We start from the raw sequence: 13,384 nt of genomic DNA, 5'->3' as shown, positions 1-13,384 counted from the left end.
ATGGCAGTTCCCATCGGGCGCTGACTATACTGGCCTACCCTGAGGAAGATGCGGGAGGTCGTGACATGCCGCTTGCGGACGCCAGGCCAACCCCCCCGGAGCCCGATTTCAGGCTCCTCTTCCAGTCGCTGCCCGGGCTGTACCTGGTCCTGGATCCCAGCCTGGTGATCCTGGGGGTCAGCAACGCCTACCTTGCGGCCTCCCTGACCCGGCGGGAGGACATCCTCGGCCGGGGCGTCTTCGAGGTGTTCCCGGACAATCCGGATGATCCGGCCGCGACCGGCGTGGCCAACCTGCGGGAGTCGCTCCAGCGCGTCCTCGCCCTCAAGCGGCCCGATGCCATGGCCGTGCAGAAGTACGACATCCAGCGGCCCGCCTCGGAGGGGGGAGGCTTCGAGCCCCGCTACTGGAGCCCGCTGAACGCCCCGGCCCTGTCCCCGGATGGCGAGGTGCGATTCATCCTCCATCGGGTGGAGGACGTGACGGAGTTCGTGCGGCTCAAGGAGGCCCATTGGGCCCAGGGCCATCTGGCGGACGAGCTGAGGGACCGTGCCTCCCAGGTGGAGGCGGAGATCTTCCAGCGGGCCCAGGAGATCCAGGAGGCGAACCGGCAGCTGCGGGACCTCCAGGCCCACCTCGAGGCGCGGGTGGAGGCCCGCACGGCGGAGCTCCAGCAGGCGAACGAGGCGCTGCTGCACAGCGAGGAGCAGCTCCGCCAGTCGCAGAAGATGGAGGCCGTGGGCCGGCTGGCCGGCGGCATCGCCCACGACTTCAACAACCTGCTGACGGTGATCTTCGGTGCTTCCGAGGTGCTGGAGATGGACCTCCCGGAGAACCCGCACCTGCAGGCGATCCGGCAGGCCTCCGAGCGGGCGGCGAGCCTGACCCGGCAGCTCCTAACCTTCAGCCGCCAGCAGATCCTGGCTCCCCGGGCCCTGGACCTCAACGGGGTGCTGCAGGGCATCAGTCCGATCCTGAGGCGGCTCCTGGGCGAGGACATCGAGATCAAGATCCTCTGCCCGCAGGGCCTGGGGAAGGTTTTCGCGGATCCCAGCCAGATCGAACAGGTGATCCTGAACCTGGCGATCAATGCGCGGGACGCCATGCCGGAAGGCGGGAAGCTCACCCTCGAGACGGCCAATGTCGATCTCGACGAGGCCTATGCGGCGGAGCACCTGGGCGTGGTTCCGGGGCCCCATGTCATGGTGGCCGTCAGCGACACGGGGCTGGGCATGGACAAGGCCACGCAGGGGCGCATCTTCGAGCCGTTCTTCACGACGAAGGAGCGGGGGACGGGCCTCGGCCTCGCCACGGTCTTCGGGGTCGTGAAGCAGAGCCGGGGGCACATCTGGCTCTACAGCGAGGTCGGCGTGGGGTCGACCTTCAAGATCTATTTCCCGGAGATCCGCGAGAAGGACTGCCCGGAAGCCTCCGAGGCCTCCGCCCTGCCGGCCGATGAGGGCGGCAACGAGACCATCCTGCTGGTCGAGGACGAGGACCAGGTGCGCGAAGTGACGGGGAGCGTGCTGCGGCAGGCGGGCTATACCGTCCTGGAGGCGCGGAACGGGGACGAGGCCCTGGCCCTGTGCGCCCAGCACGCCCAGTGCGCGGGCCGGATCCACCTGCTCCTCACCGACGTGATCATGCCGGGGATGAATGGGCGCCAGGTTTCCGAGCAGGTGCTCGTGCATCACCCGGGCCTGGCGGTCCTGTTCATGTCGGGCTACACCGACGATGCCATCCTGCGCCATGGCGTGCTGGAGGCCCAGGTGCCCTTTCTCCAGAAACCCTTCACGCCCTCGAAGCTCAGGATCAAGGTGCGGGAGGCACTGGCCTGGGCAGCCCGGCAGGCCTGAGCCGACGGGCGGGCCGAGGCCTCACCAGAGGGCGTAGGGGACCTCGCGGTGCCACTGCCCGCCCGGGAGGCCGTGACGCGTGATCTCGTTGGAGGCCAGGTCGAAGGTGTAGGCCTGCCGGAAGGGCTTGAAGCGGCTGGTGCAGTAGAGACGCAGGTAGCGGGCCTGGGCGAGCGCCGAGCCGCGCATCTGGATCCAGGTCCCGTCGAAGCAGGCCGCGTGGACCAGCACCTGCTCACCCACGGCCGGGTCCTGATCCACCAGCCGGAACTGGGGGTCGTCGAGGATGGCCTGCAGCACCTGGGTGTAGGGACGGGTGCCCCTCAGGGCCTCGTGGTCCTCGGCCGCCTGCTTGACCTGGCTGCGGCCGGCCTCGGTGTCGGCCAGGGTGGAGAACCAGAGGTTGCCGAGCCAGCCGAAGAACCAGAGATCCCCCAGGCTGCGCCAGAGCGGGCCCAGGCCGCTGCCCGAGTCCACCACGCTGAAGCTGGTCTCAGAGGCCATCGGCGATGAGCACTGCGGGCACGAAGGGCAGGTCCCTGGCCTCGGCGGGGGTCTTCATGCCCCAGAGGGCCAGGCGGTCCGCGTAGGGGGCCCAGAGCTCAGGCTTGGCCTTCACGGCCCTGAGGGGCGGGTGGAGCCACAGGGCCCCGGGCAGGTCCGCCAGCTCCTCGGCCGACAGCTCCAGGGCCTCGTCCGTCTCCCACAGGAAGCCGCAGCGGGCGGTCTCGCAGGCGGCCCAGAGCTGGAGGACCTCGCTGTGCTCGAAGCTGCTGAAGAGCACGCGGTCCAGGGCCTCGGCGGCCTCCACGGTGGCCAGGGCCTGCTGCCAGCCGGGTTCGCCCTTCAACTCCACGTTGATGAGTTTCGCGGGCAGCTCCAGCACATCCGCCAGGCGGGGCAGGGGCTCGCCATTCTTCAGGGGCGGCAGCTCGGCGATCTTCATCTTCCGCAGGAGACCCGAGCCATTGGCGGTGCGGGCCAGGTCGTCGTCGTGCAGCACGGCGCAGACGCCGTCGCGGGTGGGCTGCACGTCCAGCTCGAAACCCGCCATGCCCGCGGCCAGCGCCGCGCGGAAGGCCTCCATGCTGTTCTCCAAGTGCTTCGCGGACAGGCCGCGGTGGCCGAGGACCAGCGACTGCTTGGACATGGGAACCCCCTTCAGAGCACTTTGCCAGGGTTGAAGATGCCATGCGGATCCAGTGCCTGCTTGAGCGCTCGGAGCGCCCGGATCTGGCCGGGATCGGACAGGGACAGGAAGGCCTCGCGCTTGGACAGGCCGATGCCGTGCTCGCCGCTGAGCGTGCCGCCGAGCGACAGGGCCAGGCGGAAGAGGTCCATGAGTTGCTGGTCCAGCTCGGCGGGATCGGCCTCGCCGGCCCCCAGCAGGTTCACATGCAGGTTGCCGTCGCCCAGGTGGCCATAGGTGACACTGGGGATGGCCAGGCGCTCCAGGCCTGCGAAGAACTCCCGCAGTCGGCTGCGGGGCACCACGATGTCCTCGCTGACCTTCTTGGGGTGGCGCTCCTTGAGGAAGGCGCTGGTCATGCGGCGCACGGCCCAGATGCCCGCCCGCTGGCGTGCGTCCGAGGCGATCTCCAGGCTCTCGGCCATGGGGCCCAGCAGGTCCATGAGGCCTTCGAGGAAAGGGCCGAAGGTGCAGCCGCGGTCATCGAACTCCAGGATCGCCAGAGCCTCGCCGGGCAGGCGCCGGGCCTCATCGGGGCCATGGGCGCGCAGCTCCGCCAGCACGGCGGGATCGAAGAACTCGAAGGCGCTGGGCAGGTAGCCGGCGCCGCAGAGCCGGCCCGGCAGGTCCAGCAGATCCTCCCAGCGCTTCGCGGGCAGCAGCAGGGTGGCGTGCTCCCGGGGCAGGGGCGTGAGGCGCAGGGTGGCGCCCACGATGAAGCCGAAGATGCCTTCGCTGCCGATGAGCAGCTGGCCCAGGGCGGGGCCCGCGTTGGCTTTCACGCTGTGGATGCCGAAGGTGTGGACTTCGCCATCCTCCAGCACGGCGTCCACGGACAGCACCCAGTGGCGGGTCATGCCGTACTTGCAGGCGTTGGGCCCGCCCGCATTGGTGGCCAGCGTGCCGCCCAGGGCACAGCTCTCCCAGGAGTTCGGGTCCGGCGGGTAGAAGAGGCCCCCGGCCGCCGCCGTGGCCTTCACCTCGCGCAGGGGGGCGCTGGCGGGGGCGCTGAGACAGAGATCCTGGGGCGACAGCAAAAGCTCGCCGCGCCAGGCGGAGAAGTCCACCACGACGGCGTGCTCCCCCATGGGCACGCAACCGCCCGCCTTGCCCGTGCCCGCGCCCCGGGGCACCAGGCCGAAACCCTCGGCCTTGGCCAGGCGCACCAGCTCCTTCAGGGCCGCGGGACCCTTGGGCCACACCACGGCCAGAGGCAGGTCCCCCTGTACGTGGGATTCATCGCGGCGGTATGGTTCCAGGGCCTCCGGGTCCGCGAGGACCGTGGCATCAGGGAGATCCGGAAACCGGGTCATGGGCCAGGGGCGTTCAGGAGACCAGGGTGCCCACGGGCTCGCCCTTCACGGCGGCCACCAGGTTGCCGGGCTTGTTCATGTCGAAGACGAGGATGGGCAGCTTGTTTTCCATGCAGAGGGCGATGGCGGAGGCGTCCATGACCCGCAGGCCCTTCTCCAGCACGTCCTGGAAGCAGATGCGGTCGAAGCGGGTGGCGGCGGGATCCTGCTTGGGGTCGGCGGTGTAGATGCCGTCCACGTTGGTGGCCTTCATCACCACCTCGGCGCAGATCTCGTTGCCGCGCAGGGCCGCAGCGGTGTCCGTGCTGAAGTAGGGGTTGCCCGTGCCCGCGCCGAAGATCACCACGCGGCCCTTCTCCAGGTGGCGGGTGGCCCGGCGGCGGATGTAGCTCTCGGCCACCTTGGGCATCTCCAGGCCCGACAGGGTGCGGGTGTGGACGCCCTTGTGCTCCAGGGCGTCCTGGAGGGCCAGGGCATTGATCATGGTGGCCAGCATGCCCATATGGTCGGCGGTGGTGCGGTCCATGCCCTTGGTGGCGCCCGCCACGCCGCGGAAGATGTTGCCGCCGCCGATGACGAGGCCCACCTCCACGCCCAGTTCCCGGATGGCCTTCACCTGATCGGCGATCATGTTCACCACCGCCGGGTCGATGCCGTACTTCTGCTCGCCCATGAGGGCTTCGCCGGAGAGCTTGAGGAGGATGCGCTTGAATTTCATGGATTCTCCGTGCGGAGGTCGATGGGCTGATCCTACCTACAAAAAGGGCGGCCGGAACGGCCGCCCTTTTTGTAGCAGGTTAAAACCTACTTGGCGGCGGCGACTTCCGCGGCGAAGTTCTCGCTGCGCTTCTCGAGGCCCTCGCCCATGACGTACTTGGTGAAGCGGCGGATGCTGAGCTTCTCGCCGATCTCCGCGGTCTTCTGGGACAGGTACTGCTGGATGGTGAGGTCGGGGTTCATGATGAACGGCTGTTCGAGGAGGCAGACCTCCTTGAAGATGCTGTTCATCTTGCCTTCGACGATCTTCTCCACGATGTTCGCGGGCTTGCCGGTGGCCAGGGCCTGCTCCATGGCGATGCGCTTCTCGGTGTCGAGGAAGTCCTGGGTGACCTCCTCCTTGGTGACGAAGCGGGGCGCGGGATCGGCGGCCGCGATGTGCATCGCGATCTCCTTCACCAGGCGCTGGAAGGCCTCGTTGCGGGCGACGAAGTCGGTCTCGGCGTTCACTTCCACCAGCACGCCCACGCGGCCGCCGGGGTGGATGTAGGCCTCCACGATGCCTTCGGCGGCGATGCGGTCGGCCTTCTTGGCGGAGGCGGCCATGCCCTTCTTGCGGAGCCACTCGATGGCCTGCTCCATGTCGCCGTTGTTCTCTTCCAGGGCCTTCTTGCAGTCCATCATGCCGAGGCCGGTCTTCTCGCGCAGCGTCTTCACGTCATTGGCGGTGAATGCCATGTCATCTCCTGGATCGTAGGGGCTTCAGACCATCAGCCATCAGCGGGCGGACCCTCTGATGGCTGACGAAGGTAGTGGGGGAGGGTCTAGCCCTCGACTTCCATCTTTTCGGCCATCATCTTCTTCATGTCCTCGGTGTCGCCCTTGTCGCGGAAGGACTGGCGGCCCTCGAGGATGGAGTCGGCCACGCGCTCGGAGAAGAGCAGGATAGAGCGGATGGCGTCGTCATTGGCGGGGATCACGTAGTCGATCATGTCGGGATCGCAGTTGGTGTCCACGATGCCCACCACCTTGATGCCGAGCTTCTTGGCCTCTGTGACGGCGATGTCCTCGCGGTGCGGATCGATGACGAAGATGACCTCGGGCAGCGAGCGCATGTCGCGGATGCCGTGGAAGCTGGCTTCCAGCTTCAGGCGGGTGCGGTTCAGCGTGAGCAGCTCCTTCTTGGAGAGCAGGGCCGTGCGGGCGGGATCCGCCAGGGTGGCTTCGATCTCGCGGAACTTCTCGAGGCTCTTCTTGATGGTGGCGAAGTTGGTCAGCATGCCGCCCAGCCAGCGGTTGTTGACGTAGAAGGCGCCGCAGCGGGCCGCCTGCTCGGCGATGAGCTCCTGGGCCTGGGGCTTGGTGGCCACGAAGAGGAAGTTCTTCCCCTCGCCGGCGGCCTTGGTCAGGAAGTTCGCGGCCGTGTTCCAGAGGCGCAGGGTCTTCTGGAGGTCGATGATGTAGATGCTGTTGCGGGCCCCGAAGATGTACTTCTTCATCTTGGGGTTCCAACGCTTGGTCTGGTGTCCGAAGTGGGCACCGGCCTCGAGGAGTTCCTTCATCTGGATGGCAGCCATGCTGGCCTCCCTGGTCAAGCGGCGATGGTCGAAGGACGCCGCGGGTGGGATGAAAGGCGTTGGGTTGGATCCCTCGGCCCGAGTCGTCCGCGAACTGATGCGGACCGGAAAAGCGGAAGGGGGACCCGAAGATCCCCCTTCCAGAGAAACAGACTAGCGCTTGCTGAACTGGAAGCGGCGACGGGCGGCCTTGCGACCGGGCTTCTTGCGCTCCTTCATGCGGGGGTCGCGGGTCAGGAGACCGGCGCCGCGCAGGAGGGACTTCAGCTGCTCGTTGTAGCCCAGCAGGGCGCGGGAGATGCCCATGCGGATGGCCGAGGCCTGGCCGGCAGGGCCGCCGCCGCACACGCTGATGATCATGTCGAACTTGCCGTCGAGGTCGGCCAGCACCAGGGGCTGGTGGACCATCATGCGGAGCACGGCATTGGGGAAGTAGCTCTCGAGGCTGCGGCCGTTGACGGTGATCTTGCCGGTGCCGGGACGGAGGAAGGCGCGGGCGGCCGCGCTCTTGCGGCGACCGGTTCCGTAGTTCTGGGAAATGGCCATGGGTTCCTCGCCTCTACTTCTGGATGGTCAGGATCTGGGGCTGCTGGGCGGCCTGCTCGTGGTCAGGGCCGGCATAGACCTTGAGCTTGCGGTACATCGCCCGGCCGAGGGGGCCCTTGGGCAGCATGCCCTTGACCGCGCTCTCGATGATGCGCTCGGGGAAGGTGGTCTTCATCACCTCCGCACGGACTTCCTTCATGGAGCCGGGCTGGGTGGTGGTGCGGCGGTACATCTTCTGCACGCCCTTCTTGCCGGTCAGCACCGCCTTCTCGGCGTTGATGACGATGACGTGGTCGCCGGTGTCGAGGAAGGGCGTCCAGGTCGGCTTGTTCTTGCCGGAGAGGACATCCGCGACGGCGGTGCTCAGGCGGCCCACGGGAATGCCGGTGGCATCCACCAGGAACCACTGGCGCTTCAGATCGTTGGCTTTCGGGAAGTACGTGCTCATGGCCTGCTCCGGGATCTCGGTCGGGCTGCGGAGACACCACCCCAGGGGTGGCGAGTCCACAGAAGGGAAAGCTTATCGTTGAGGGGCCGGGGGGTCAAGCCGGGATTTCGGCAAGCCGCCACAGCTCCTGCGCGATGCGCGAGGCGCCCAGGCCGTCCACCAGCGCCATGCCGTCGCGGACCTGCTCCTGCCGGTTGTCCTGGCCCTCGGGGCCCAGCCACTGGGCCAGGGCCTCCCGCACGATGGGCAGGTCGGCCTCGGGACCCACGCCCAGGTCGAAGCAGCCGTTGGCCAGGGCCAGATCCGCGAGGATGTTGTGCTGCCGGTCGTTCTGCCCCCAGACCGTGGCCGGGATGCCCATGCACAGGGCCTCCGCCAGGGTCACTCCGGCGGAGCACCAGATGGCGTCATGGTCCGGGATGCGCCGGGTGAGGCCGGGCAGGCTCTGCACCACGGTGCAGCCCGGGAAGGGCTCGCCCTGGATGCCGTTGGGCGCCAGCAGCGTGCAGGCGCCGTGCCAGCGGTCCTCGACCGCGAGGCGGGCCAGGGTGTCGAAGGCCTTCTGGGCCAGGTTCGGGCCGTCGCTGCCGCCGAAGGTGATGAGCAGCTTGTGGACCGCCAGGGGCTGGAGGGGCACCCGCTTGGGGCGCAGCTCCAGGGCCGCCTTGTCCACCACGATGAAGTTGGAGCCGCGCACCACGCGGCAGGCCCCGGAGGTGGTCTCGTAGGGCCGCACCTTGCGGCCGGCCACCACCTTCAGCGGGTGATCCGGCCAGCGCACGCCCTCGAGGAAGGGCTGGAAGAGCAGGTCCGCCGTCTCATGGGCGTCGGTGTCGTCCTCCATCACCGCCACCTTCAAGGGGCGCAGAGCCCGGAGGAACTCGGTGCTGGTGTCCCACTGGTCCACGAGCACCGCGGTGGCGCGGGCCTGGAGCTCCGGCGGCAGGGGCGCGTGGATCGCCTCGCCCAGGTAGGCGGCCTCGCAGGGCAGGGCCTGGTCCAGGAAGGGGTGGCGGCCGCCGCCCACCCGACGGGCGCGGTCGTCGCCGGACACCGCGATGCAGGCCTGGCCGCCGAGGGCGCGCCAGGCCTCCTGGACGGCGAGGGCCCGGGCCACGTGCCCCAGCCCGAGGCGCAGATCGGCGTGGACGCGGAGGATCAGCAGGGGGGACATGATCCGGAGAGTCTAGCCCAGCCTGTCAACCGATGGGAGGGACGATCTTCCGGGGAGGTCCCGCCTTCTGGGAAGCCCCGTCTTCTGGGAAGCTGGAGACATCCCCATTGGAGATGCCCATGTCCGACGCCTTCCCGACGCCCGTCCCCGTTCCCGCCCCGGGCGCCAAGGCCGCCAAGGTGTGCGGCATCCTGGCCATCGTCTTCGCACTCACCTGCGCGGGCATCCCCGTGGCCATCATCCTCGGCATCGTGGCCCTGGTGCAGCAGGCCAAGGCCAAGCGCCTGGCCAAGGCGGACCCCCAGAGCTATGCGCCCGTGCCCGCCACGGGCCTGGTCACGGGCATCATCGGCCTCGTGCTCCCCCTGCTCATGCTGCCCTTCGTGGGGATCGCGAGCGCCATCGCCATCCCGGCCCTGCTGGTCCAGCGGGAACGGGCCCGGGAGGTCGCCGTCCAGGCCAACCTGGATGCGGCCCGGCGCCGGGCCGAAGCGGAGGTCCTGGCGCTCCAGGCGAAGGCCCCGGGGCAGGTCCCCCCCCAGGAGGCGGTCATCCGGGCCCTCGCCGCGGATCCCGCCATCCTCGCCCTCCGGAACCCGGTGACCCCTTCGGCCCCGGCGGTGCAGCGGGGCACCTCCGGCCCGCTCGGGACCGTGCTGGTCTACCCGGGGCAGGAACAGGAAGGCGGCGTCACCATCTGGTCGGTGAAGTTCCGGGCCGTGGTCAGGCAGGGCGGACAGAACCGGGAGCTCGAGGGCGAAGTCATCACCCACACGCAGGAGCAGGTGCAGGGCCGCACGGAGGACGGGTGGGAAGTGGTGAACCCGCCCACGCCCCAGAACTGAGCTTCAGGGAAACGGATGCCCCTCGGCGAAGCCGGGCCGGGGGGCCTCGATGACAGGCGCCTCGGCGATGGGCCACCCATCGGCGAAGTAGGCCTCCTTGTAGCGCACGTAGCGGGCCCAGACGCTGGCGACGAGGGCGCGCTGCGGCTCGCTGAGGGGACCCTTCACGGTGGCGGGCCAGCCGGCCACCAGGCTGTGGGGCGGGGCCTGGAAGCCCTCGCGCACCAGGCTGCCCGCGGCCACGAGGCAGCCCTCGCCGATCTCGGCGCCATCCATGATGGTGGTGCTCATGCCGATGAGCGCGCCCTTCCGGATGGTGCAGCCGTGCAGCATCACGTGGTGGGCGAGGCTCACCTCCTCCTCGATGAGCAGCGGCCACTTCCCGTTGGTGACGTGCAGGCAGCAGGCATCCTGGATGTTGGTGCGGGCGCCGATGCGGATCCAGTTCACGTCGCCGCGGAGGACGCAGTTGAACCAGATGCTGGCGTCGTCGCCGAGGGTCACGTCGCCCAGCGCCAGCGCGCTGTCCGCCACGAACACGCGCGAGCCGAGCTTGGGGACCATGCCTTGGAAGGGGCGGATCATGCGACCTCCAGACGCTGAGTCTAGCCCACCGTCAGCCACCCCAGCTTCACGGCTCCGAGGCCCAGCGAGCCCACGATCAGCCACAGCAGCAGGCCCTGGAGGAAGGGCCGCAGGCCCACGTTGCGCAGGGCCTCGCGGCTGAGACCGGCGCCGATGAGGAAGAGGGTCAGCACCAGGACCCGGCGGGCGGCCACGGCCACGAAGTGCCCAGGCACCTGCAGGATTGGCACGAACGTCACCAGCGCGGCCATGACCAGAAAGCCGGCGATGAACCAGGGCTTCTTCAGGGGCGGGGCGCCGGGTGCAGCGGGTTCGCGCCGGGCCACGAGCCAGCCGATGCCCAGGGTGAGGGGCACGATCCACAGGGCCCGGGCCAGCTTCACGGTGGTGGCCACCTCCAGGGCCCGGGGGCCATAGGCCAGGCCCGCGCCCACCACGGAGCTGGTGTCGTGGATGGCCAGGGCGGACCAGAGGCCGAAGGCCTCCTGGCCCAGGGCTGCGGCGTGGCCGATGGGGGGGAAGATCACGAGCGCGGCGGCATTGAGCAGGAACACCGTGGCCAGGGCCACGGAGATGGCCTGCTCCCGGGCCCGGACCACGGGGGCCACGGCGGCGATGGCGCTGCCGCCGCAGATGGCCGTGCCGACGGAGATCAGCAGACCCGCCTCGCGGTCCACCTTCAGCAGCCGCGCCAGCCAGAGCCCCAGGGCCAGGACCAGGGCCAGGCTCAGGGCGGTGTAGCCGAGGCCGTGCAGGCCCGCCTTGGCCACGGCGCGCAGGTTCATGTCCGCCCCGAGGCCCACGACAGCCAGGGGCAGCAGGCGATGGGTCCAGGTGCGGGTGAGGGCGAGCCGGGGATTCCCCACCGTGAGGGCGAGGGTCGCGCCGCCCACCAGGGCCGCCGCGGCGGGGGTGAAGGGCGCCAGGGCCAGCAGGGCGCCGAGGAGCAGGAGGGCGGGGGCGGACCGGGGCGCGGACGGGCTCATGGCTTCAGGGTACCCTGGGGTGATGACCGATCAGCTCATCCCCACCCGCCGCGCCTTCCCGGCGGACGATCCGATCTTCGCCCTGAACGCGGAGGCCCAGGGCCGCCGGGCCGCCGGGGAATCGATCCTCAATGCCACCGTCGGCGCGCTGCTGGACGAGGCCGGCCAGCTGGTGGTGCTCGATACGGTGATGGAGCTCTGGCGCGGACTGGGCGCCATGGACGTGGCCCCCTACGCGCCCATCGCCGGGGATCCCGCCTTCCTGAAGGCCCTGGTGCAGCGGCATTGGCCCTTGCTCGACCACGCGGGCACCGCCTGCGCCACGCCCGGAGGCAGCGGGGCCCTGTCCCTGTCCCTGCGGAACTTCCTGGAGCCGGGCCAGACCCTGCTCACCACCGCGCCGTTCTGGGGACCCTACGCCACCATGGCGGCGGAAAACGGCATGGAGCTGGCGACGGCGCCCTGGCCCGCCGCGGGCCAGGCCCTGGACGCGGCGGCCTGGGACGCGGCGCTGCGGGCTCTGATGCAGGCGCAGGGCCGGGTGATGCTCTGGCTCAACGATCCCTGCCACAACCCCTCGGGACGCAGCCTCTCGGCGGCGGATCGCGCGACGCTGGCCGGCCTGCTACGGGAGGCGGCGGCTCTGGGGCCCGTCACCCTGCTGCTGGACCTGGCCTACCTGGACTACACGCGGGAGCCGGAGGCGGTGGCCGCGGCCCTGAAGGACTACGGGGCCCTGGGCACCGAGGGCCGGGTGCTGGTGGGGGCCTCCATGTCCCTGTCCAAGTCCCTGACCCTCTACGGGGCCCGCGGCGGAGCCCTCGCCTTCCCCTGGTGCGGGGATCCGGCGCTGCAGGCGGCGCTGACGCAATCCTGCCGGGGGACCTGGTCCAACTGCGCCCGGGCGCCCCAGGCCCTCCTGCTGCGCCTGGCGCAGGATGGCAAGGCGCAGGCGCGGCTGGCGGCTGAGCACCGCCACTGGTCCGAGGTGCTCTCGGCCCGCGCCCTGGCCCTCGACACGGCCCTGGAGGCCGAGGGCATGGCGGCGCTCCACTGGCAGGGCGGGTTCTTCGTGACGGCGCCCGCGGCCGATCCGGAGGCCGCTTGCGCGGGGCTGAAGGCCGAAGGCGTGTTCACCGTGCCCCTGCCGGAAGGGCTGCGGGTGGGCCTCTGCGGGCTGCGGGCCGATGAGGCCCCCCGGTTCGCCCGGGCCCTGCGGATGGTGGCCGCCCGCTGATCTGGGCTTGGAAACGGATGGATCCTGGGGTATTCTGGTCGACCGCGGGCGTATAACTCAGCGGTAGAGTGCTACCTTCACACGGTAGAAGTCCCAGGTTCGAATCCTGGTACGCCCACCACTCCAAGCTAAGGCCCTGATCGTGATCGGGGCCTTTTCTTCTTCCAGCCAGTCCTCATTCCCTCGGGAGCTTCCCATGCCTCTGATCCTCGCCACTCAGGTCCGCGCCGGGATGATCGTCAACTTCGAGAACGAGCTCTGCCGCGTCATCAGCGTCGAGCACCAGACCCCCGGCAACCTGCCGGCCCGGGTCCAGGTGAAGATGAAGCGCCTCAAGGACGGCATCAACCGGGAGAACCGCTTCGGCAGCTCCGACAAGGTGGACAAGGCCAGCCTCGAGCAGCACATGCTGGAATACCTCTACGATGACGGCAACCACCTCGTCTTCATGAACAACGAGACCTATGAGCAGCTCGAGGTCAGCAAGGACATCCTCGGCGACGATATGGTCTTCCTCGAGCCCAACATGCAGGTGGAGATCGAGTTCTACGAGGGCCAGGCCATGGGCGCCACCCTGCCCCCCAGCGTGGTGCTGGAGATCGTGGAGACCGACCCGGTCATGAAGAACGCCAACGCCACGGGCTCGTACAAGCCCGCCAAGCTGGACAACGGCATCACCGTGGGCGTGCCGCCCTACATGGAAGCGGGGCAAAAGATCCGAGTGAACACGGTGGACCGCACGTTCATGGAGCGAGTGAAGTAGGCACCGATCCCTTCGGTAGAGAGGCCTTGCGTATCGCCGGAGGCGATGCCAAGAGGATCCGAGTGAATACGGTCGATCGGACGTTCATGGAACGCGTGAAGTAGACGCTCCATCGATAAGGAGACTCAATGGAGGCCCCGGTAGGCAG

15 protein-coding genes and 1 tRNA gene are annotated in these 13,384 nt (G+C 69.3%); 5 read left to right on the top strand and 11 right to left on the bottom strand.

Features of this window, described 5'->3' with window-relative positions; translation table 11 throughout:
- Window positions 1-65: 65 nt before the first annotated feature.
- Window positions 66-1,856, top strand: a complete 1,791-nt coding sequence (locus QSJ30_RS09050; RefSeq protein WP_285608530.1) for a PAS domain-containing sensor histidine kinase — start codon at window positions 66-68, stop codon at window positions 1,854-1,856.
- A gap of 21 nt (window positions 1,857-1,877) precedes the next feature.
- Here QSJ30_RS09050 and QSJ30_RS09045 read toward each other — a convergent pair whose 3' ends face one another.
- The 9 genes from QSJ30_RS09045 to QSJ30_RS09005 all read right to left on the bottom strand — a co-directional run bounded on the left by QSJ30_RS09045 (window position 1,878) and on the right by QSJ30_RS09005 (window position 8,820).
- Window positions 1,878-2,360: a hypothetical protein gene (locus tag QSJ30_RS09045; protein ID WP_285608529.1), complete on the bottom strand. Its 483-nt coding sequence runs from the start codon at window positions 2,358-2,360 to the stop codon at window positions 1,878-1,880.
- On the bottom strand, window positions 2,350-3,006 hold the full coding sequence (locus QSJ30_RS09040) for a glycerophosphodiester phosphodiesterase (protein WP_285608528.1): 657 nt from the start codon (window positions 3,004-3,006) through the stop codon (window positions 2,350-2,352). The genes QSJ30_RS09045 and QSJ30_RS09040 overlap by 11 nt, the downstream gene beginning before the upstream one ends.
- A gap of 11 nt (window positions 3,007-3,017) precedes the next feature.
- Complete coding sequence (locus tag QSJ30_RS09035; protein WP_285608527.1) at window positions 3,018-4,358, bottom strand: FAD-binding oxidoreductase; 1,341 nt, start codon at window positions 4,356-4,358, stop codon at window positions 3,018-3,020.
- A gap of 13 nt (window positions 4,359-4,371) precedes the next feature.
- Window positions 4,372-5,076, bottom strand: coding sequence for a UMP kinase (pyrH, locus tag QSJ30_RS09030; protein WP_285608525.1), 705 nt, complete (start codon window positions 5,074-5,076; stop codon window positions 4,372-4,374).
- An 86-nt stretch (window positions 5,077-5,162) separates the two neighbouring features.
- On the bottom strand, window positions 5,163-5,813 hold the full coding sequence (gene tsf, locus QSJ30_RS09025) for a translation elongation factor Ts (RefSeq protein WP_285608523.1): 651 nt from the start codon (window positions 5,811-5,813) through the stop codon (window positions 5,163-5,165).
- Window positions 5,814-5,899: 86 nt separating this feature from the next.
- On the bottom strand, window positions 5,900-6,652 hold the full coding sequence (gene rpsB, locus QSJ30_RS09020) for a 30S ribosomal protein S2 (RefSeq protein ID WP_285608521.1): 753 nt from the start codon (window positions 6,650-6,652) through the stop codon (window positions 5,900-5,902).
- 153 nt (window positions 6,653-6,805) lie between these two features.
- The gene (rpsI, locus tag QSJ30_RS09015) at window positions 6,806-7,198 is read right to left on the bottom strand and encodes a 30S ribosomal protein S9 (RefSeq protein ID WP_285608519.1); all 393 of its coding nucleotides are present in this window, start codon (window positions 7,196-7,198) and stop codon (window positions 6,806-6,808) included.
- A 13-nt stretch (window positions 7,199-7,211) separates the two neighbouring features.
- On the bottom strand, window positions 7,212-7,646 hold the full coding sequence (gene rplM / locus QSJ30_RS09010) for a 50S ribosomal protein L13 (protein WP_285608518.1): 435 nt from the start codon (window positions 7,644-7,646) through the stop codon (window positions 7,212-7,214).
- 94 nt (window positions 7,647-7,740) lie between these two features.
- Window positions 7,741-8,820, bottom strand: a complete 1,080-nt coding sequence (locus tag QSJ30_RS09005) for a hypothetical protein (RefSeq protein WP_285608517.1) — start codon at window positions 8,818-8,820, stop codon at window positions 7,741-7,743.
- A 119-nt stretch (window positions 8,821-8,939) separates the two neighbouring features.
- On the opposite strand from QSJ30_RS09005, the gene QSJ30_RS09000 reads away from it, so the two are divergent.
- Window positions 8,940-9,665 carry a hypothetical protein gene (locus tag QSJ30_RS09000; RefSeq protein ID WP_285608516.1) on the top strand — a complete coding sequence of 242 codons (726 nt, stop codon included), beginning with the start codon at window positions 8,940-8,942 and terminating at the stop codon, window positions 9,663-9,665.
- Window positions 9,666-9,668: 3 nt separating this feature from the next.
- Here QSJ30_RS09000 and QSJ30_RS08995 read toward each other — a convergent pair whose 3' ends face one another.
- On the bottom strand, window positions 9,669-10,250 hold the full coding sequence (locus QSJ30_RS08995; RefSeq protein ID WP_285608515.1) for a gamma carbonic anhydrase family protein: 582 nt from the start codon (window positions 10,248-10,250) through the stop codon (window positions 9,669-9,671).
- 20 nt (window positions 10,251-10,270) lie between these two features.
- Window positions 10,271-11,236 (bottom strand): YeiH family protein, encoded by a 966-nt coding sequence (locus tag QSJ30_RS08990; RefSeq protein WP_285608514.1) that lies wholly within the window; start codon window positions 11,234-11,236, stop codon window positions 10,271-10,273.
- A 22-nt stretch (window positions 11,237-11,258) separates the two neighbouring features.
- On the opposite strand from QSJ30_RS08990, the gene QSJ30_RS08985 reads away from it, so the two are divergent.
- The 3 genes from QSJ30_RS08985 (at window position 11,259) to efp (ending at window position 13,236) form a co-directional block, all read left to right on the top strand.
- Window positions 11,259-12,473 (top strand): pyridoxal phosphate-dependent aminotransferase, encoded by a 1,215-nt coding sequence (locus tag QSJ30_RS08985; protein WP_285608513.1) that lies wholly within the window; start codon window positions 11,259-11,261, stop codon window positions 12,471-12,473.
- Between the two features lie 46 nt (window positions 12,474-12,519).
- A tRNA-Val gene (locus QSJ30_RS08980) sits at window positions 12,520-12,594 on the top strand.
- Window positions 12,595-12,669: 75 nt separating this feature from the next.
- The gene (gene efp, locus QSJ30_RS08975; RefSeq protein WP_285608510.1) at window positions 12,670-13,236 is read left to right on the top strand and encodes an elongation factor P; all 567 of its coding nucleotides are present in this window, start codon (window positions 12,670-12,672) and stop codon (window positions 13,234-13,236) included.
- The last annotated feature ends 148 nt before the right edge of the window (window positions 13,237-13,384 follow it).

Origin of the sequence: Geothrix edaphica, from assembly GCF_030268045.1 — a bacterium.
Lineage (GTDB): Bacteria > Acidobacteriota > Holophagae > Holophagales > Holophagaceae > Geothrix > Geothrix edaphica.
The sequence above is the reverse complement of the archived record's forward strand: the minus strand, read 5'-3'. Positions and strand labels throughout refer to the sequence as shown.

Coding starts and splice junctions, on each gene's coding strand:
- QSJ30_RS09000 (WP_285608516.1), top strand. CDS start 8,940: ATGTCCGACGCCTTCCCGACGCCCGTCCCCGTTCCCGCCCCGGGCGCC.
- QSJ30_RS09045 (WP_285608529.1), bottom strand. CDS start 2,360: ATGGCCTCTGAGACCAGCTTCAGCGTGGTGGACTCGGGCAGCGGCCTG.
- QSJ30_RS09050 (WP_285608530.1), top strand. CDS start 66: ATGCCGCTTGCGGACGCCAGGCCAACCCCCCCGGAGCCCGATTTCAGG.
- QSJ30_RS09005 (WP_285608517.1), bottom strand. CDS start 8,820: ATGTCCCCCCTGCTGATCCTCCGCGTCCACGCCGATCTGCGCCTCGGG.
- tsf (WP_285608523.1), bottom strand. CDS start 5,813: ATGGCATTCACCGCCAATGACGTGAAGACGCTGCGCGAGAAGACCGGC.
- rpsI (WP_285608519.1), bottom strand. CDS start 7,198: ATGGCCATTTCCCAGAACTACGGAACCGGTCGCCGCAAGAGCGCGGCC.
- efp (WP_285608510.1), top strand. CDS start 12,670: ATGCCTCTGATCCTCGCCACTCAGGTCCGCGCCGGGATGATCGTCAAC.
- QSJ30_RS09035 (WP_285608527.1), bottom strand. CDS start 4,358: ATGACCCGGTTTCCGGATCTCCCTGATGCCACGGTCCTCGCGGACCCG.
- QSJ30_RS08990 (WP_285608514.1), bottom strand. CDS start 11,236: ATGAGCCCGTCCGCGCCCCGGTCCGCCCCCGCCCTCCTGCTCCTCGGC.
- rpsB (WP_285608521.1), bottom strand. CDS start 6,652: ATGGCTGCCATCCAGATGAAGGAACTCCTCGAGGCCGGTGCCCACTTC.
- QSJ30_RS09040 (WP_285608528.1), bottom strand. CDS start 3,006: ATGTCCAAGCAGTCGCTGGTCCTCGGCCACCGCGGCCTGTCCGCGAAG.
- rplM (WP_285608518.1), bottom strand. CDS start 7,646: ATGAGCACGTACTTCCCGAAAGCCAACGATCTGAAGCGCCAGTGGTTC.
- QSJ30_RS08995 (WP_285608515.1), bottom strand. CDS start 10,250: ATGATCCGCCCCTTCCAAGGCATGGTCCCCAAGCTCGGCTCGCGCGTG.
- pyrH (WP_285608525.1), bottom strand. CDS start 5,076: ATGAAATTCAAGCGCATCCTCCTCAAGCTCTCCGGCGAAGCCCTCATG.
- QSJ30_RS08985 (WP_285608513.1), top strand. CDS start 11,259: ATGACCGATCAGCTCATCCCCACCCGCCGCGCCTTCCCGGCGGACGAT.